The following is a 17,911-nucleotide window of genomic DNA, read 5'->3' as shown; positions in this document are numbered from 1 at the left end:
AAGCCAAACTAACAAAATCATGATCAAATCCCTATTAAAATCGCTCACAGCAATGGCGTTTTTGTTGCCTTGCCATTCATTTGCTCAAAATCAAACATATTTTGCATCTTATCCAGCTTTAACGCCCGATGCGCAAACCATAGTATTCAGTTATGATGGCGACATTTGGAAAGTGCCGGTAAAAGGTGGGGTTGCCGATCGGGTTACGGCGATGCAAGGGGAGGAGATTAATCCAAAAGTTTCTCCTGATGGGAAATGGCTGGCATTTTCTTCCAACCAATTTGGAAATAATGATGTTTATGTGATGCCAATAAATGGGGGAGAGATTAAACAAATTACCTTTAATGATGCATCTGATGAAGTGGATAACTGGAGTTGGGATTCAAAAACAATCTACTTCACTTCAGGTAGATACAATTCTTTCTCAAGCTATAAGGTGGGTATTAATGGAGGTACGGCAACACGTTTATTCAATAACTATTTCAATACTACGCACCATATTGCAGAGTCGCCTACAGGAGAATTGTTTTTTAATGATACCTGGGAAAGTATGCGATTTCCTAACCGCAAGCATTATAAAGGCGCCTACAATCCTGATATTCAATCTTACAATCCTAAAACCAAAACTTATAAGCGCTATACCGATTACATCGGAAAAGATTTTTGGACCAGCGTTGATCGCAAAGGCAACGTATTTTTCGTATCTGATGAAGGTAATGAAGAATACAATCTTTACACCTTTATTGGCGGACAGAAAACTGGCTTAACCAAATTCGAAACTTCTATCAAGCGTCCATTTGTTGCTGCAAACGGAACGATTGTAGTTTTTGAAAAGGATTATCAGCTCTACACCTATGATGTTGCTGCTAAGAAAACAGAAAAAGTAAGCATCAGTACATCAAGAAACCAGGTGTTGAGCAAAGAGCAAGAGTATGATGTGAGGGCAAATATCTCAGCTTTTGATGCCTCAACAGATGGGAAAAAAATAGCTTTCATTTCTCGTGGTGAAGTTTTTGTAAGCGATGCTGATGGCAAGTTCGTTAGGAAAATTACCAATAGCGGCGAAAGAGCTATGGAATGTAAGTGGCTTGCTGATAATAAAACTATTCTTTTTAGTCAAACAGCAAATGGTTTTCAAAACTGGTTTACCATTACCGGCGATGGAAAAGGTACGATTAAACAACTTACAAAAGATAAAGCGAACAATAGAGATATCACCCTAAATAAAGCCAAAACGATGGCGGTTTACTTAAGTGGGAGAAACGAGTTGAGGTTAATGGACTTGAAAACTTTTGATAGCAAAACCCTGGTAACCGATGAGTTTTGGGCTTTTCAAAATTCAGCGCCAAGTTTTTCTCCAAATGATGAATATGTTTTATTTACCGTCTATCGAAATTTTGAGCAGGACATCGTGGTTCATCATTTAAAAAACAATAGGACAATCAACCTCACCAATACAGGCGTAACAGAAACTGGGCCTTCGTGGTCGCCAGATGGAAAATACATTTTCTTTACCAGTGCCCGCACGAAACCCTCTTATCCAACAGGGATGTCGAATGCGCACATTTACCGCATGGCTTTGAACAATTACGATGAGCCTTATCGTTCGGATAAATTTGATGATTTATTTAAGGAAACCAAACCTGCCGAAGTTAAGCCAGCAATTGTTGAAACCAAAGCCAAAAAAGGAAAGGCGGATACCACTAAAAAGAAAACCGAAGTAAAGCCAACGCCTAAACCTGCCGCCGTAATTACCATCAATACGCAAGATATTCTGGACAGAATTGAACTGGTTGGTCCTGCTTTTGGTGGGCAATTTGGTACAGATGCTTTCGCCAAGGGTGATAAAACCTACGTTTTTTATTCATCGAATCATGAGGGTGGCGCACCTGGTATTTACAGAACAACTATTGAACCTTTTGAAGCCAATAAAACGGAAAAAGTTGCAGATGGGGGTGATTATTCAATGGTTCAAGCTGGAGATAAGTTTTTTGTGCTTTCCAGAGGTGTGATCAATAAATATACTTTAGAAGGGAATAAGCTTGATAAGATCGATCATGGCTATAAATTTACAAGGAATCTAAATGCTGAATTTAACCAAATGTTTTATGAAACCTGGGTGGGTTTGGATGAAAATTTCTACGATGAAAAATTTCATGGTGTAGATTGGGAGAAGATGAAAACCCGTTATGCGGCCTATCTTCCCTATGTAAATAACCGCAGCGATTTAAGGATTTTACTGAACGACATGCTGGGAGAATTGAATTCATCGCACATGGGCTTTAATAGTGCAGGTGCCGAGGAAAGGAAGAATTTAACTTATACCACTAACGAAACCGGGATTATTTTCGACAATGAAAACCCTTTGAAAGTAGAGCGAGTTGCAGCAAAAAGCAATGCCGCACGTACAGGAACCAATATTTTACCAGGAGATATTTTAACCGAGGTAAATGGCGTTAAGGTGGATAAAAATATTGATCGCGATTACTACTTCAGCAAGCCATCATTAGATAAAGAGATGACTTTGACCTTTGATAGAAAAGGCAAACAGATTTATGTAAACATCCATCCTGAAAGTGCGGGAACTTTACGTGGAAATCTTTACGATGAGTGGATCTCGAACAACCGTAAGAATGTAGATAAATGGGGGAATAATCGCATTGCCTATTCTTATATGAAAAATATGGGTGGAGGTGAATTGGAAACTTTTCTCTTGGATATGGTCGCTCAGGAAGAAAATAAAGATGCCATCATTTTAGATTTACGTTATAATACAGGGGGGAATGTGCATGATGAAGTGTTGAAGTTTCTTTCTCAACGTCCGTATTTGCAGTGGAAATACCGGGGCGGTAAATTGGCACCGCAAAGCAACTTCGGTCCGGCAGCAAAACCTATTGTATTGCTGATAAATGAACAATCGCTTAGTGATGCAGAAATGACTGCTGCCGGCTTCAAGCAATTGAAATTGGGTAAAATCATTGGAACCGAAACCTACCGTTGGATTATTTTTACTTCAGCTAAAAGTTTGGTTGATGGATCATCTTATCGTTTGCCTTCATGGGGATGTTATACGATGGATGGTAAGAACCTCGAAAGCGAAGGTGTTAAGCCAGATATTTTTGTAAAAAATACCTTCGAAGATCGACTGGCCGATAAAGATCCGCAGTTGGAAAAAGCTGTTGCGGAGATTTTGAAAGATTTGAAGTAATTAGATTGTTATATGGCTAAATTGTTTTATTGTCTGCAATTCGTAACAAACAATTTAGTCATATAGCAATTTGGCAATATCACCTTTCTATTTTAATATTCTTTTCCGTTTCTTTGGCCTTTGGAATTATTTTAAGATATGGCGAATTTATTAACTGACAGGGATTTTTGGGTAAATTATTGGGAGAGTAAAAAAGGACTTGCAGTCCAAATTCCAGCAAATTATGTATTCCATCGCCAGCTCGGAGAAATTGTAGCTCAAAATAATGTTAAAACAGCTATTGAACTTGGCGGGTTTCCAGGTTATTATGCCGTTTTTTTGAAGAAATATCTCAAGCTAGAGGTAACGCTATTGGATTATTTTATTCATCCTCCAGTGGTAGTCGATTTATTGGAAAAGAATGGCTTGAAAGAAAAAGATATTCATATTATCGAAACCGACTTATTCAATTATCACCCAGATCAGCAATATGATTTAGTTTTAAGTTGCGGTTTAATTGAGCATTTTAACGATACTGCCGATATTATAAACCGCCACATTGCCTTTGTAAAGCCAGGTGGAACACTTTTCATCACTCTTCCAAACTTTAAAGCGGTAAACGGCTGGTTCCAAAAAAACTTCGATAAAGAAAATTACGATAAGCATAACATCGATAGCATGAATCCCCAATTACTTAAATCTATTTGCGAAAAAGCAGGAATGAACGAAGTTAAATCAGGCTACTTTGGCAGGTTTAGTGTTTGGCTCGAAAACGAAAGCCAAAAATCTGCTGGTGTTAAGCTTTTCAAGAAAGCCGTATGGTTAAGCGGTAAAGTTTTTACTAAAATTATTCCTTTTGAGAGCCAGGCCTTATCCCCCTACATTATCTTGCAGGCAAAAAAGCCCTTATAAGCTTTTTTTATACAATCCTATTTCGCTCAAAGTGATACAAACTGGAGATTGAGTAATGTTGATCTTCACTTTGTTTGTGGTTACAGGCTGATCAAATTTGATTAATCTTTTGGCGCCAATACTGGTTCCATCGTAAATCTTTTTCCAGCTGTTATTCTCCAATATCTCAATATTGTAAGCTTCTATTCTTTGCCCAAGCGGGATGTATTCTTGCAGGCTAACAATATCAAATGTTTTAGGCGATTTCAAATTAATCTCCAGGCTTGCAGTATGGTTATTATCTGTTGTGGCCCAATAAGTTTCCTTATTATTATCAATCAACTTATTTACGGAATAACTTTTTCCGCGTGTATTATTAGCCGTGATATTTGCATTTTTGGCAAAGTTATTTGCGAACGTTTTTTTAACCATTTCCCCAAACGTTTTTAGTGCTAACACATCATCATCATGTAACTGTCCCCGTGTATCTGGCGCTAGGCCTAAATCCAAGCCGGCGCCTCGTCCAACGCTTTTTAAATACAAGTCGAAAAGCATGTCAGGAGTTTTTGGTTTTTCGGTAGGATGATAGAACCAGCCTTTTCGCAAAGGAACATCACATTCTGCAGGCATCCAAAATTTACCATTTCTTATTCCTTCAGGGCTCTCAGGATAGTTTGCCTGACCAGGTACTGCAACATTTTTTCCTTTCGGTGGCATGGGCGTAAAAGTAGCCCAACTGGTTTCCGCAGCATGTCCATCCTCGTTTCCTACCCACCTGATGTCTAGTCCGATGTCACTAAAAATATTTGCCATAGGTTGCATTTTTCTGGTAATGCCCCAGGTATTTGCCCAGTCATAATAGGTTGTGTTATCAATAGACCGTTTTTCTCGGGCTCCACCATAATAACCATCACCACCATTTGCACCGTCATGCCAGCTCATAAATAATTCTCCGTAGTTGCCGTATAATTCTTTAAGCTGCGCTTGATAGATTGCTAAATATTTATCGGTGCCATAAAGCGGATTATTCCTGTCCCAGGGCGAGCAATAAATGCCGAATTTTAAGCCAGCTTTTCTTACCGCCTGCTCCACTTCTCTTACCAAGTCTCCCTTTCCATTTCGAAACGGACTTTTAGTGATGTTATAATCTGTTGTTTTGGTTGGCCATAATGCAAAACCATCGTGATGCTTGGCTACCAGAATAATTCCTTTTAATCCACCTGCCTTAGCGGCGGCAATAATTTGTTCAGCATCGAAGTTAGCTGGATTAAACGTCTTTGGGTCCGCATCACCAAAGCCCCATTCTTTATTCTCGAAGGTAGTAGGTGTAAAATGAATTAAGCCGTACATTTCTACATCATGCCAGCCAAGCTGCCTTTTTGATGGAAGAGCGCCATAAGGTTCAGGCGCATTTTGAGCACAGGTAGTTACTGAAAGGAATATTAAAAACAGGGATATTATTTTCATATTATTAGCTTCGGTAAGCCAAATTAATAAGAATAAATTTGATTATTTGGAAAAATATTGCGCTAACTTTTCTCTTACAAAACGTTTCACCCTCAAAACCATATTTCCTTTTCTGGTAGATAGAAAGCGCTTGATGACTTGATAGGCTTTTTTGTCTTCTTCTATCACCTCTGGAAATTCAGTAATGGGTTTTGGGTTGATTACCACGTTATAAATATCGTTGATTCCCGAGTGCACACCAGTTCCATCATGCCCAATATTATTTACCAGAGATTGGGATGGGTTTAGGGTTAATCCACCTTTCAAAAATATGGAAGCATACCAGCGAATGGCCCAACTGTTGTTTTTGCCTTTTTTAAATTCTAGCATCTGTTTCCAGAAATTCATTTTGTTTTCTATCGAAAATGCCGATTTTTTCTTCTTATCAAATTGTTTGATGAGCGTATCAATGTTTGGCTCGAAATTCTTCCAAGCTCTTCCCCAGGTAGCCCATCCCCAACTGGTAGCGGCTCTGTAAAAAAATGATTGCGGTAAATCCTCTACCTTTAAAGGATACATGTAGGCGCCGATATGCATTACTTTTTCTTCATCGCGATAGCGATTTAGGGCATCGTTAAAATAGCTTAGTGTATGCGGTGAGGTAACCAAATCATCCTCCAAAACGATTACTTGATCGTAATCCTTAATCAGTTTGGTTACGCCTTCTATAACAGAATTTGCTAAACCAGCATTTTCTTTTCGCTCAAATACTTTTACAGATTTAAAACAGTCAACTTTTTTAATTAGCGCTCTTACTTCTGCAACATTTTCCTCTTCTGATTTTGATTTTGCGCCATCTGAAAAAATAAACAAATTGCTTTTGCTGGCTAAATCATTTTCCTGCAAAAATTTTATCGTACGTTCGGTATGCTGCGGACGATTGTAAACAAAAAGGGCTATTGGTGCTAGGTTTTGCATTGATGTTGTTTTTTCACCATTTAAGGGATGTAAGCTTCATTTAAGCCAAAAGGCATTAAAAAATTCTCTCGTATAATTCGTTTACATAGGTTTTTTGGCCCTCTTTAAAAATGTGGGTGCAATTGAAATTAATCATTAGTCCCATGGGTTGGTTTAACAGTTTCATATAAGTCAAAAGTTGCGCAATATGTATAGGCGCAACTGTATTTACTGATTTGAGTTCTACGACTAATGTGTTTTCGATTAATAAATCACATCTTAATTCAGCTTCAAGTTGGAGCCCTTTGTATTCTATAGGAATGCTCAATTCGGTTTCAAAACTTAGGCCCTTTATTTGTAATTCATGCGTCATACATTTATGATAGGTGCATTCTAGTAACCCTGGCCCTAGCGCTTTATGAACTTCAATTGCAGCGCCATTAACTTTGTAAACCAAATCCTTCAAATAATCTCTTGTTAAAAACATAATTCCTAATTCATTAAAATGAGTATGGATGTATTTGAAAAGGGAGATTTAATTAATGCTGGTACAAAAACTTATATTTTCTTATATTCCTTATATGGTCAATTTTTCTAAATACTTTAAAATATATGCAGATTTTGATCTGACTTTTGCGTCAAAACTGTATAGGCATTTGCAAATTGCTCCTGCTTCTTTCTGCCCAATAAATTGCCAAGGGTTTTTTTAATTTTGTACTCCAGCTCGATCTTTAAATTTTTAGTAAAGGTTTTAGGGGCCTTCCTGTTGATGAATTCATTAAACTTCACGGTTTCTGGCGCTGTCATTGAAACCTTATCTTCCAAAATTTCGAGCCCTTCGCTTTGCAATAAAAACCTCAATGAGGTTGGCGTGTACATATTAATGTGGCCATAATCCAAAAAGTGTTTCATGCGGGTATCCACGCCAAAACGGTAATCTTTTGGTACTTCAACCACAATATATTTGGCTACCCTTTTCAGTTCGCGAAGCAGAATACGCTCATGCTCTACATGTTCCAAAACGTGAGCGAGAATAATCAAATCAAAGCTATCGTCTGCATAGGGAATTTTGTATCCATCGAAAGTCTGCGCTTCTTTTAAATGAGATAATTTTCTATCGTTAATGATATCGACACCACTTTGAGCGATTTCCAGGGCATAGAGCTCTGGCGCAAAATTCCAATCATTTAAAAAATGCAAGATACTACCATCGCCAGCACCAACCTCCAAAACCTTTTTCGGTCGAATGCCTTTACAAACATCAACAATGTTTTTTGCTTTATATTTAGCACCAAGCATGCGCCAGGCTACATCGCTGTTCGTGTAAAAATTATCGTAGGCTGTTTTAACTTCTTCGCTTAACATAACATTGGAGATTAAATGCCCAAACAATTATCGGCTTTATAAAAAACCGATGTTGCTTTTTCATAAAATAAGCCCGGAGAAATTCCGCTAAAACTAAGCTCTTTAAAGCCTTGTTCTTTTAAAAAAATACGGGCAAGGTCATAAACTTCGCGTTCGCTATCATCTAAAACAACTACGCCCGTTGGGGTTAAAGCCTCTAAACTGTATCGGCAGCATCGTACCCGATCGCGGCCATCAACAATAATGATATCAAATTTTTTGCCTAACAAAGCGGCCTTTTTTGCATATTCCCCATCGCGTTGAAGCTCGCAAAAGATCATTTCTGCATTTGCCGGGCTTGTTCCTTTTACCTTATCAAACCAGCCTTTGTCATGCTCAACAGAGGTTACAGATCCGGCTTTCTCTGCGTAAAAAATGGTAGAATTTCCAGATCCATATTCGAAGATATGTTGAGATTTGTTGATCCGTTCTTTAATAAAATCAATAAAGGAATAGGTTACCCAAGGGAGTGCTTTGCCATTCCCATCAACCGCTTGTTTTTTATCAAAGGCCGTGAACCAGCCAATGCTGTTCAGATAACCTTTATGTCCGTATGATAATAATGCTTTTAGCCTGTTAGGTTTTGCAATTAATGTAGAAAGTGCTTTTAAAGTGCTCAACGTTTTAATATTTTTTGAAATGCTGTGATCAAAAATAATGATTTTAACATCATTATTCCTTGTTGACGGGTTTTAGGGATGAGTAAGATATAAAATGCGGAGCTTGCACAGGCAATTAATGTTGCAATTGATGCGCCAACGCCTGCATATAGCGGGATTAACCATAGATTAAGAAGTATATTGATTATTGCGCCAACTGCAGTTCGGTAAAAGGAGATTTTAGTAAAACCTTCAGCAAGAAGAAATTGTGAGCTGGCACTTCCTAAAAAAACAAACACGCCAGACCAGATATGAATGGGTAACATATTTTCTGCTCCTGCAAAGCGATTATCATAAATGATATCGATAATAATATTGGAGATGAAAGTGATTATGAGTGCAACAGGTAGGCTTATCGCCACCAGTAAATCATATAAATTTTGCAGTCGTTTAATATAGCGGGCATGATCGGTTTTCCTGGCATGAATTAAAGCCGGAAAAACTGAAGTTACAATTGCAACCGGAATGAAATACCAGGCTTCGCTAATTTTTGCTACAGCACTATATATCCCGACGGCGGCACTTCCTTCACTTTTTAACATGACCTGATCGATCTTCATGTAAATAGAAACCATTACCGCTGATAATATTAACGGTGCTGATTGTTTCAATAAGGATTTCGCCCGTTCTTTTTTAAAATGCCATTTGAAGATGCTAAATCCCTTGGAATGATACCTGATTGTTAATCCCAATGCCAGAATAAAACCATCGAAAACGAGTGCCCAGGCAAACCATATCACTGGCACCTTTAAATACACTAGGATAATTTTAAAAACAGCAGAAGCGATTACGCAAATATTTTGAACCTGAACAACATATTTTGATTGCACCTGCGATTGAAAATAAGAATCGATTACGTTGAAAGATTTAAAAAAAGCTGCAAATGAAAGCAATGCCACTACATACGTTAAGGGTTCTCCAGGCTTATCAGAAAAATGATGGAACAATAAATACAAACCTATTGAAACAGGGATCAAGAGCAAGTTAACTGTTAACCTTAATAATAGAGAAGTCCCGAGTATTTCATCTTTTTTTGTAGGATCATTTATTATTTCCCGAATCACGAAGGTGTCCAATCCTAAGGCTCCAATTGCAGCAGCGATCGCAGTAAAAGCATCGGCAAAGCTTAAATCTCCAAATGAAATCGGCCCCAGAAATCTCGCGACCACGAAGCCAACAATCATACTCAGGATGCGGCCAAACATCAGCCAACCCGTATTTTTTAAATACTTGTTAAATGCTTCTTCGTCAAATCCTTTTATAGTAGGTAACTTCATTAGCGCAAAGATGTAAAAAAATGTTTATCGCCAGATGAAGTATCCAAAAGTCAGTGAAAAACATTTGATAAATATGAGCGTTAACATTATACATTAATAACCAAATAAGATGAAACAGATCAAAATTATTTCCTGCTTTATTATTCTTGTTGTTTTTGCGTCTTGTAAAAAGAGTAATGAAAACCCAGTTTCGGCAAATGAGCCACCTTTAACCTGGCAAGAACATTGGTTTGAACATAACCAAGTGGTTAATCGGGTATTTTTCAATGATGATTTAGCAGTTTATTTTGATAAAGATGTGAATAAATCCATTACCTGGCCAAACGATTACCTAACCAAAGTATGGCAATATACCCGAAATGTTTATGGCGATTTTGGTCAGGATAAACGCTTGTTTGCCATTTTCCATTCCGCGAAATATAGTGGCGGTCATCCTTCAAATTATTTCGAAGCCAGTCATGACAATCGAAATTTGATTGATGTGGGCTTATCAGATGCGAATGCCTGGGTTGGTTTTACCGCTGGCGAAAAAGACATTGTAACTCACGAAGTTGGTCATATTGTAGAGTTTGCATCAAAAGGAAAACATAACTCTCCAGCTTTCAAAATTTGGGGCGATAGTAAGTGGATGGAAATTTATCAGTACGATGTTTACAAAAAGCTGGGGATGACTGCTGATGCCGATCGTTGGTATAATAAATGTATCGCTACAGTTGATAATTTCCCGCGGGCAAATACGCAATGGTTTAAAAATTGGTTCTATCCAATATATGCCAATAACGGAGGAACTGCTACCTTAAATAAGTTTTTTGTGTTGTTGTCCCAAAATTTCCCGGCAAACGGAAGCGAGTACTCAAGGGATATGAACTGGGGAGAGTTTGTTCATTTTTGGAGTGGCGCTGCAGGTGTAAATTTGAAAGCTCAGGCTACTACCGCCTTTGGCTGGACAAGTGATATGGAAAATCAATTTAATAAAGCCAAAACTGATTTTCCAAACATAAAATATTAACTCAACGGCGCACCAACGGCAATATCGCATCGGTGTCCTGCTTCGCCATGTTTTGGATTTAGTTTAGCACCGGTCTGGTTTTCCGCAGTTTTTACAGTTGCTGGTGCAATAGTAGTTGGAGGTGAGCTAACTGTCGTTGCAGGTTGAACCGGTTTAGAAGTCAATGGCGCACCAACAGCAATATCACATCTGTGGTTTGGTTGGCCATGCGGAGGATTCATTCCTTTAGCCACTTTGGTATTTATAGTTTGTGTCACCACTGGTTTACCTGTAGTTGCTTGTGCTGCTTGAACAGGTTTCGAATCTAACGGCGCACCGACAGCAATATCGCATCTGTGCCCTGGTTCTCCATGTTTAGGATTTAAGTTTTTTCCACTGCTATTCTCGGTAGCTGTTGCTGGTACGCTAACTGCTACGGGCTGTGCTTGCGTAACGGGTTGTTGAGCTTGAGCCGTTGCGGCTTGATTCAACGGTGCTCCTTCTGCCAAAGCACAAGTATGGCCTGGTTCCCCATGTTTAGGATTAAATATCAATGTTTTGCCCGTGTTCTGCGCTGTAGCCGCGGCAGTATTAGTACCTTTCTGCAATCCTTCCAGCCCACCGGGAGTAGCAACAACTGCGTTTTTCTCATCTTTTTTTTCGCTATTGCACGAACATAAAATCGTTAAGGCGAATAAATAAAATAGGTGTTTCATAAAACTCAAGGATTTAATCAAATATGAGCAATATTTTTATCGTTTAAAACTGTCTTCAATTCTAACCAACTGTTTTAAATGGTGCTTGAGATGAATTTCGATAAAACGAAGCCATTGTTTTGCATTTAAATATTCTAAACGAGGATGCTTGGTTTTGATCGTTCTATCGGCTGTTGCAACCAGAGGGTAAATTTTACTTAGCGATTCCTCAAATTCCAGAATGAAGTCTAAAGCTTCGGCTTTCGTTATTTTTTTTACCCGATCTATCAACCGTTTAGGCACTTTATATTTTTGCGACGGAGGGAAGGCGCCGAGAAACAAAATAACCTTAACTGCAAAATGAGTCGCTTCCTTTTCACCTTTGCCTTGAGCACTATTCTCTAAAGCGATTAGTGATAATAAACTGGCATCGAATATATGCGAATACACCTCGCTATAACTCCAACCATTTATGGGTGGGGTTACCTGAAAAACTTCATCATCATAATGTGCTAGCTTGCTTTTGTAAGCATTAACAATTTTATGTATTGAGGTATTCACTTTGGAGCTTGTCATTTAATAAAGATAAAATAACAATTAGAAAAGCAGCATTAATTCTTTCAAATGAGTAATTTGTTTGGCTACATCGGCAGGTTTTTCCTTTTCTAACGGATTGAAGAAAATAGCTTCCATACCAAAATCTAAAGCGCCATATATATCGGCTTCCAAACTATCTCCAATCATGATGCTCTCTGCTTTTGTCGCTTTGGCCTTATCCAGTGCATATTCAAAAATTTGTGGGTTTGGTTTATTAACGCCCACATCTTCAGAAATAATTACGTTTTCGAAATAAGGATTTAAATTGGATAAATTCATTTTGGTCAATGTCGTTTCCTTAAATCCATTGGAAATAATATGCAAAGAATATTTTTGTTGTAGATAAGCCAAAACTTCTTCAGCAGCCTCAAAAAGATTAGTCTTGGTCGGAGAAATACTGACGTAATCATCTTCAAATTGTTGCGGTACCGAATCGGGGTGAATCCCCAATTGAATAAAGGTTTTGCTAAAACGTTCTGCCCGTAAGAATTCTTTGGTAATTTTTCCAAGGTGATAATCTGCCCAAAGCTGATGGTTGTTCTCCGTATATTTTAAAATGAAATCGGAGCACGATTGTAGGCCAAGCTCCTGTAATTTATGGGTATGGTAAAGTTCGTTCAGGGTTTCTTCGGCATTCCGATCAAAATCCCAGATGGTATGATCGAGGTCGAAAAAGATATGTTTCTTCATTAAAATGTTTTTACAAAAGTAGATTATCTATGTTAGTAATAGATAGCTTTTCGTTTTAGTGTGTAATTCTTCAATTAAATTCTCATCCATGTATTGATAATCATCTGGAATGTCCAGAATGATAATCCGCTTATTTACAATCTCATCATTAAACTTTTCAGCTATTCTTTGTTTATGTTTTTTTTCCATTACGAAGATGAGATCTGCCCATAATATATGGCCTGAGTTTAATTTGATTCTGGCAGATGGCGCAGTGCCTGCAGAGCGAATCTGGTGTTGACTGTGGTTTTTAAAAATTGTCTCCGCAGTTGCACTACGCCACTTATTTCTACTGCAAACAAAAAGAATGTTCATGTTTTTTAGCCCTGTTTATTTTCTTGCTACATCCTGCTTTATCCTTAAATCCTTGTAATCTTGATTACACTTTCTCTCCATAAGCCAAATCTCCGGCATCGCCTAGGCCTGGAACAATGTAAGATTTGCTGGTCATCTCCTCATCAATGGCTCCCAGCCAAAGTTTAGCCTTTGGGAGGTTGGCTTTTACGTGAGTTACGCCTTCGGTACTGGCAATAGCGGCTACAATGTGCAGCTCGGCAATACGATATCTATTCATTAATTCTTTGCAGCACATCACCATGCTTTGTCCGGTGGCTAACATCGGGTCGGCCATAATTAATATTTTACCATCCAAATCCGGAGTAGAGATGTAATCCATTTGGATCACGAAGTCGCCGCTTTTTTTAACTTTTCTATAAGCGGAAATGAAGCAACATTCCGATTTATCAAAGGTGTTCAATAGTCCTTGCTGCAAGGGTAAGCCCGCTCTTAAAATGGTAGCCAGAACAGGTTGTTGCTCCAAAACTTCGCATTGCGAAACCCCTAAAGGCGTAGTAACATCTTTAGTAACATATTTCATCGATTTACTAATTTCATAGGCGAAGAACTCTCCAATACGTTCGAGGTTTTTTCTAAAACGCATCGAATCTTTTTGAATGTTTTCATCACGAAGCTCGGCGATGAACGTGTTTGCTATGGATTTTGTCTTGCTTAAATCGAAAGTTGTCATTTTGCAGGTTTTGGGTAAGGGTATGGCTAATTTATTGTTTTTGATTGGTAAATGGGTAACATCTTTATGGCTAATTAATCAAAATGGCATTTTATATTGCTTAGCCAGAGAATAATTTTTAATTTACTCATCGCATCACTAAAACGTATTAGTTAGGCGATAACCAAGTATTTTCTTAACCTCAGTTTATGAATTTAGCTAAGCTTCGTAAAATCTTTACCCTTACTTTTATAGTTCTATCTTCCGTGCATGTTTTTGCTCAGCGCAAAATCATCAGCATTCAATCTGAGCTCGGAGCGATGATTAATCTTTCTGATTTGCCAAAATATACCGATGCGGTGGTCAAGCAATTTTCATCTTATGATACAACAGGGAATAACGATGATGGTTTTAGCGGGAAGTATTCCTTTATTAGAAAAAATGCAGATGGAAGCTCGGTTATTTTCGAAGATAAGGGGGCTGGGGTCATCAATCGGATTTGGACACCAACGCCCACCAATGATACACTCGATTTTTATTTTGACGGAAGTAAAAAGCCTTCTTATTCCATCCGTTTTGCAGACCTGTTTTCTGGCAAAGTTTCGCCCTTCAATCTTCCCCTGTGTGGCAACCAGATTGGAGGTTATTTTTGCTACTTCCCAATCCCCTACAAAAATGGATGTAAGGTAGTTTTTAGAGGTAAGAAACTTGAGTTTTACCAAATTCAATATCGCAATTTTGGCAAGTCAGCTACTGTAAAAACATTTAATCCAGCTTTATCTGCTGATGAGAAAACAGCTTTGGAGAAAATTTCTACAACTTGGGCAGATATCAAGGGACAAAATCTTTCGGTAAAAAACGCCGAAGCATTTGCAGTCGATAAAATCCTTAATCCCGGTGAAAGCGTTACCTTATTAAGTGTAGATAAGCCCGGTCGCTTTGTTGGTTTTGAAATGGAAAATGCCCTTCTATTTGAAGGATTAAGCAAACTTATCGATATTAAAATTACCTGGGATAATGAAAGCCAGCCTGCCGTTTACATGCCGCTGGCCGACTTTTTTGGCTATGCTTTTGGTCGGGTATCCATGCAAAGTCTGTTAGCAGGGACCGCCAACAACATCAACTACAATTATTTTCCAATGCCCTTTGATAAAAATGCGAAGGTGGAATTAATGTACCGAAAAGCCACATCGGCTGAAAAGGCAGAGCCGCTAAGAATTAAAGCAAAATGGTATTATTTACCCCTGCCACGGAACTCAAATACGGAAGGGAAATTTTACACTTATTGGAACCACGATAAAAATGCAGCAATGGGTAAGCCACATGTTTTTTTGCAGGGAGAGGGTAGAGGGCAATATGTAGGCACTATTTTGCAGGCGCAAGGTTTAAATCCAGGGATGACGCTATTTTTTGAAGGAGATGACTACACTTCAATTGATGGGAAAATGACCATGCATGGAACTGGTTCTGAAGATTATTTTAATGGAGGTTGGTATGCTTTGCTCGATCGGTGGGACCGGAAAATGAGCCTGCCTCTACATGGTTCGCTGGATTATTCCTTGCCCTTCAGCCGAACCGGGGGCTACCGCCTGTTTTTAACAGATAAAATGCCCTTCGAAAAAAGTATTCTCCATACCATTGAACATGGTCCGGAGCAAAATAATAAACCTGTCGACTATACATCCGTAGCATTTTATTATGCCGATAAAGCCATCTCCACATCAGCTAAACCTATAAATGAAAACACTTTGGTTTACCTTCCGGATACCATGATGGTGTATCCACAATTGATGAATGTTAGTTTTAACGGGCAAGCCACTATCAATGGAAACAATTTTATTTCTACCACAGGGGCACAAATCAGAATAGATTTACAGGAAATTCCCAACGGGAAATATAAACTTTTTGCCGATGTTGAAACTGCACCCGATGGTGCAGAAATTACTTTCTGGCAACGGCAAACACAGGTGAGCCAACCCATTTCCTTTTACAGCAGTCAAAAAGAAACCAAAAAGAAAATGTTTTTATGCGATGTAGAAATCAGTGAATTTCAAAATACGGTAACGCTTCATTTCAAAAACGATAAAGAGAGAAACAGGCTAAATATTGACCGACTAATTTTGATAAAAACAAAGAATTTGTGACCTGCCTAGCTGTTCATCTCATTAAAAGCAGCCTGCAGTTTTTTATATTTCAAATGGTTGGAGATACTACGTAATTCCCAGTTGCTTAAAAACTGGCCATTAACAAATTTTACGCCATCGATATAGTCTTTTAGCGTTTTTTTAATATCATCCAAGCTCATATTTTGTAGAACCGAGTCATTTAGGCAATAAGACTTAACCAATAGTGCTGTCACCTTTTCCAGCTGCAAATCGTACCAGTTAAATGGTGTACAAGTTCCGGCCCTAAAACCCGAAACTTCTGGATAACCCATAGAGTAATCTGTAGTAATGCCGGAGTTCAATAGGTTAAGGTAGCAAATCGGGAATTTTAAGGTTTCTAATTGTTGACTGCTTAAATTGATTTGATTAGGTAAAATCTTTTTTAGCTTGAATATGCCGTCTTTAATTTCATTTATTTTTTCCTTATCACTTGCGCAAGGTCGTAATAAGCCAACGCTTTTGTTAGTTAGCATTTGGGAGACTCCATTCTCCTGAATGTATTCAATTGCTACTTTTGGAAAATTTATAAAAAATACGGGCTTGATTTTTTGCTTTTCAATTATCGTTTCAAGTGCAGTTAAGGCCGTTTCATTGTTAATGCCAAAGCCGGTTAGTTGATCAAATTTTGAACTTAAATAACTGTTTTCTTTGCTGAATAAAGTGCTAAATATAAATCGTGTCTTCCTTAAAAAACCCTCAGGAGCATTTGGTGTAATACTAAAGTTAATACAAGGCTGACTGCTAAAATTTTTATCTGCGAAATTTACAGTGGGGTGCTTTTTGCGGATAATATTTTTAATCAGCAGTGCCCATTCATCGATAATGGGTCGGTCTAAAACCTTCCATTTATATTGGTAGCTACTTATGGCCTTAAATTCCTCATCGTTTTTTTGCTGATGCAAATATTCCTCATATCTCGTTACAATAAAAAAAGATGCAGCGAAAACATCAAAAGGAAGTGCAGAACTTTCTACCGGAAATGGCACCTGGTATTCGCCAAAAGGAGTAGTTTTGATATTTAGTTCATTAACCTTGTTGGAGAAGAGAATGGCAGTGCTTTTAAAAAAAATCTCGTCTCCGAATGGTTGTTCTCCATAGCTAATTTTAACGTGCTGGCTCTGTAAAAAATATTGGCTGTTTCCGGTGAATTCTATTTCGGCTCTGAGTATTTCCTTAAAGATAAAATTGAAAATGTACTTTATCCGGGGTGTTAAAACAGATGAGAAGATGATTAAATGCATAACTTATTTTAACAGTGCCGTGTATAAATTAAGATTATAAATAATTCTTCCCGCAGGTATGATTTTGATGTTAACGGGATACTAAAAATAGTGTTATTTTAACAGTAATTTAATATTTAATACAAAAATGACACTTAAAAGTTTGCCGTAAACTTTTTGTCTGGATACAAAATCTTGGTACTTTTTCTGATTTTGCCTTTCACAATATGAACGATACTCATCTGATCATCAAACAAATCGTATAAGATAATATTGGTAACTTCTGCTGATTTAAAACTGTTAACTTTTTCAACTTCCAGATAAATATTGGTGGCTTCATGATCGATCTCAAAACCTACATATTGCATGTTAATCTGCTTTCCGTTCGCCTTAATTTGTAAATGGGAAATGATATATTTTTTAATCACCTCATCCATTTTACCTTTAATTGCAGGATTAGTTAAGTCTATTTTTTGCTTGTAGTTTTTGGCCAGTATCGATTCAAAATCATCAGTAAAAATTCTGCAGCTTACCTCAATCGTTTTTTCTTGCTGATTGTAGTTTAACTCAGTTGTGCTTACATGTAATGGATGTTTCACATTAAATGCAAGGCAAACGTAACCGCATATCAGAATGGCAAAAAAGAATTTTATCTTACTCATGATTGAACCGATGAAATGCGAATTTACG

General features: G+C 37.9%; 17 protein-coding genes. 4 read left to right on the top strand and 13 right to left on the bottom strand.

The window, feature by feature from the left end; genetic code table 11:
• Positions 1-19 precede the first annotated feature (19 nt).
• Positions 20-3,208: a S41 family peptidase gene (locus tag ACZZZC_RS00630; protein WP_463486366.1), complete on the top strand. Its 3,189-nt coding sequence runs from the start codon at positions 20-22 to the stop codon at positions 3,206-3,208.
• Positions 3,209-3,346: 138 nt separating this feature from the next.
• Positions 3,347-4,099 carry a class I SAM-dependent methyltransferase gene (locus tag ACZZZC_RS00625; protein WP_463486365.1) on the top strand — a complete coding sequence of 251 codons (753 nt, stop codon included), beginning with the start codon at positions 3,347-3,349 and terminating at the stop codon, positions 4,097-4,099.
• On the opposite strand, the gene ACZZZC_RS00620 is transcribed toward ACZZZC_RS00625, so the two are convergent.
• The 6 genes from ACZZZC_RS00620 to ACZZZC_RS00595 form a co-directional block, all read right to left on the bottom strand.
• A complete protein-coding gene (locus ACZZZC_RS00620; RefSeq protein ID WP_463486364.1) occupies positions 4,094-5,545 on the bottom strand; it encodes an alpha-L-fucosidase in 1,452 nt (483 codons plus the stop codon). The genes ACZZZC_RS00625 and ACZZZC_RS00620 overlap by 6 nt on opposite strands.
• Before the next feature lie 42 nt (positions 5,546-5,587).
• On the bottom strand, positions 5,588-6,502 hold the full coding sequence (locus ACZZZC_RS00615) for a glycosyltransferase family protein (protein ID WP_463486363.1): 915 nt from the start codon (positions 6,500-6,502) through the stop codon (positions 5,588-5,590).
• Positions 6,503-6,557: 55 nt separating this feature from the next.
• Positions 6,558-6,968, bottom strand: a complete 411-nt coding sequence (locus ACZZZC_RS00610) for a GxxExxY protein (protein WP_463486362.1) — start codon at positions 6,966-6,968, stop codon at positions 6,558-6,560.
• A gap of 116 nt (positions 6,969-7,084) precedes the next feature.
• Positions 7,085-7,846 carry a class I SAM-dependent methyltransferase gene (locus tag ACZZZC_RS00605; protein ID WP_463486361.1) on the bottom strand — a complete coding sequence of 254 codons (762 nt, stop codon included), beginning with the start codon at positions 7,844-7,846 and terminating at the stop codon, positions 7,085-7,087.
• An 11-nt stretch (positions 7,847-7,857) separates the two neighbouring features.
• The gene (locus tag ACZZZC_RS00600; protein ID WP_463486360.1) at positions 7,858-8,505 is read right to left on the bottom strand and encodes a class I SAM-dependent methyltransferase; all 648 of its coding nucleotides are present in this window, start codon (positions 8,503-8,505) and stop codon (positions 7,858-7,860) included.
• Positions 8,502-9,821 carry a flippase gene (locus ACZZZC_RS00595; protein ID WP_463486359.1) on the bottom strand — a complete coding sequence of 440 codons (1,320 nt, stop codon included), beginning with the start codon at positions 9,819-9,821 and terminating at the stop codon, positions 8,502-8,504. Before ACZZZC_RS00595 ends, ACZZZC_RS00600 begins: the two co-directional genes overlap by 4 nt.
• Positions 9,822-9,930: 109 nt before the next feature.
• On the opposite strand from ACZZZC_RS00595, the gene ACZZZC_RS00590 reads away from it, so the two are divergent.
• Positions 9,931-10,830: a hypothetical protein gene (locus tag ACZZZC_RS00590; RefSeq protein ID WP_463486358.1), complete on the top strand. Its 900-nt coding sequence runs from the start codon at positions 9,931-9,933 to the stop codon at positions 10,828-10,830.
• Here the strand turns inward: ACZZZC_RS00590 and ACZZZC_RS00585 are convergent.
• The 5 genes from ACZZZC_RS00585 to upp form a co-directional block, all read right to left on the bottom strand.
• On the bottom strand, positions 10,827-11,525 hold the full coding sequence (locus tag ACZZZC_RS00585) for a hypothetical protein (RefSeq protein WP_463486357.1): 699 nt from the start codon (positions 11,523-11,525) through the stop codon (positions 10,827-10,829). The genes ACZZZC_RS00590 and ACZZZC_RS00585 overlap by 4 nt on opposite strands.
• Before the next feature lie 36 nt (positions 11,526-11,561).
• The gene (locus tag ACZZZC_RS00580) at positions 11,562-12,080 is read right to left on the bottom strand and encodes a hypothetical protein (protein WP_463486356.1); all 519 of its coding nucleotides are present in this window, start codon (positions 12,078-12,080) and stop codon (positions 11,562-11,564) included.
• A gap of 21 nt (positions 12,081-12,101) precedes the next feature.
• Positions 12,102-12,791, bottom strand: a complete 690-nt coding sequence (locus tag ACZZZC_RS00575; protein WP_463486355.1) for a YjjG family noncanonical pyrimidine nucleotidase — start codon at positions 12,789-12,791, stop codon at positions 12,102-12,104.
• 27 nt (positions 12,792-12,818) lie between these two features.
• The gene (locus ACZZZC_RS00570) at positions 12,819-13,145 is read right to left on the bottom strand and encodes a low molecular weight protein tyrosine phosphatase family protein (RefSeq protein WP_463486354.1); all 327 of its coding nucleotides are present in this window, start codon (positions 13,143-13,145) and stop codon (positions 12,819-12,821) included.
• A gap of 64 nt (positions 13,146-13,209) precedes the next feature.
• Positions 13,210-13,857 (bottom strand): uracil phosphoribosyltransferase, encoded by a 648-nt coding sequence (gene upp / locus ACZZZC_RS00565; protein WP_463484358.1) that lies wholly within the window; start codon positions 13,855-13,857, stop codon positions 13,210-13,212.
• A gap of 188 nt (positions 13,858-14,045) precedes the next feature.
• Between upp and ACZZZC_RS00560 the strand changes: the two genes are divergently transcribed.
• On the top strand, positions 14,046-15,980 hold the full coding sequence (locus ACZZZC_RS00560) for a glycoside hydrolase family 172 protein (protein WP_463484357.1): 1,935 nt from the start codon (positions 14,046-14,048) through the stop codon (positions 15,978-15,980).
• A gap of 5 nt (positions 15,981-15,985) precedes the next feature.
• On the opposite strand, the gene ACZZZC_RS00555 is transcribed toward ACZZZC_RS00560, so the two are convergent.
• Positions 15,986-17,242 (bottom strand): DUF7033 domain-containing protein, encoded by a 1,257-nt coding sequence (locus tag ACZZZC_RS00555; protein ID WP_463484356.1) that lies wholly within the window; start codon positions 17,240-17,242, stop codon positions 15,986-15,988.
• A 134-nt stretch (positions 17,243-17,376) separates the two neighbouring features.
• A complete protein-coding gene (locus ACZZZC_RS00550) occupies positions 17,377-17,883 on the bottom strand; it encodes a DUF6702 family protein (RefSeq protein WP_463484355.1) in 507 nt (168 codons plus the stop codon).
• Positions 17,884-17,911: the final 28 nt, after the last annotated feature.

Source organism: Pedobacter sp. AC212, assembly GCF_979258625.1.
The sequence above is the reverse complement of the archived record's forward strand: the minus strand, read 5'-3'. Positions and strand labels throughout refer to the sequence as shown.

Bases quoted from the DNA above. Each gene is read 5' to 3' on its own strand.
- ACZZZC_RS00630 (WP_463486366.1), top strand. From the start codon at position 20: ATGATCAAATCCCTATTAAAATCGCTCACAGCAATGGCGTTTTTGTTG.
- ACZZZC_RS00625 (WP_463486365.1), top strand. From the start codon at position 3,347: ATGGCGAATTTATTAACTGACAGGGATTTTTGGGTAAATTATTGGGAG.
- ACZZZC_RS00620 (WP_463486364.1), bottom strand. From the start codon at position 5,545: ATGAAAATAATATCCCTGTTTTTAATATTCCTTTCAGTAACTACCTGT.
- ACZZZC_RS00615 (WP_463486363.1), bottom strand. From the start codon at position 6,502: ATGCAAAACCTAGCACCAATAGCCCTTTTTGTTTACAATCGTCCGCAG.
- ACZZZC_RS00610 (WP_463486362.1), bottom strand. From the start codon at position 6,968: ATGTTTTTAACAAGAGATTATTTGAAGGATTTGGTTTACAAAGTTAAT.
- ACZZZC_RS00605 (WP_463486361.1), bottom strand. From the start codon at position 7,846: ATGTTAAGCGAAGAAGTTAAAACAGCCTACGATAATTTTTACACGAAC.
- ACZZZC_RS00595 (WP_463486359.1), bottom strand. From the start codon at position 9,821: ATGAAGTTACCTACTATAAAAGGATTTGACGAAGAAGCATTTAACAAG.
- ACZZZC_RS00590 (WP_463486358.1), top strand. From the start codon at position 9,931: ATGAAACAGATCAAAATTATTTCCTGCTTTATTATTCTTGTTGTTTTT.
- ACZZZC_RS00585 (WP_463486357.1), bottom strand. From the start codon at position 11,525: ATGAAACACCTATTTTATTTATTCGCCTTAACGATTTTATGTTCGTGC.
- ACZZZC_RS00580 (WP_463486356.1), bottom strand. From the start codon at position 12,080: ATGACAAGCTCCAAAGTGAATACCTCAATACATAAAATTGTTAATGCT.
- ACZZZC_RS00575 (WP_463486355.1), bottom strand. From the start codon at position 12,791: ATGAAGAAACATATCTTTTTCGACCTCGATCATACCATCTGGGATTTT.
- ACZZZC_RS00570 (WP_463486354.1), bottom strand. From the start codon at position 13,145: ATGAACATTCTTTTTGTTTGCAGTAGAAATAAGTGGCGTAGTGCAACT.
- upp (WP_463484358.1), bottom strand. From the start codon at position 13,857: ATGACAACTTTCGATTTAAGCAAGACAAAATCCATAGCAAACACGTTC.
- ACZZZC_RS00560 (WP_463484357.1), top strand. From the start codon at position 14,046: ATGAATTTAGCTAAGCTTCGTAAAATCTTTACCCTTACTTTTATAGTT.
- ACZZZC_RS00555 (WP_463484356.1), bottom strand. From the start codon at position 17,242: ATGCATTTAATCATCTTCTCATCTGTTTTAACACCCCGGATAAAGTAC.
- ACZZZC_RS00550 (WP_463484355.1), bottom strand. From the start codon at position 17,883: ATGAGTAAGATAAAATTCTTTTTTGCCATTCTGATATGCGGTTACGTT.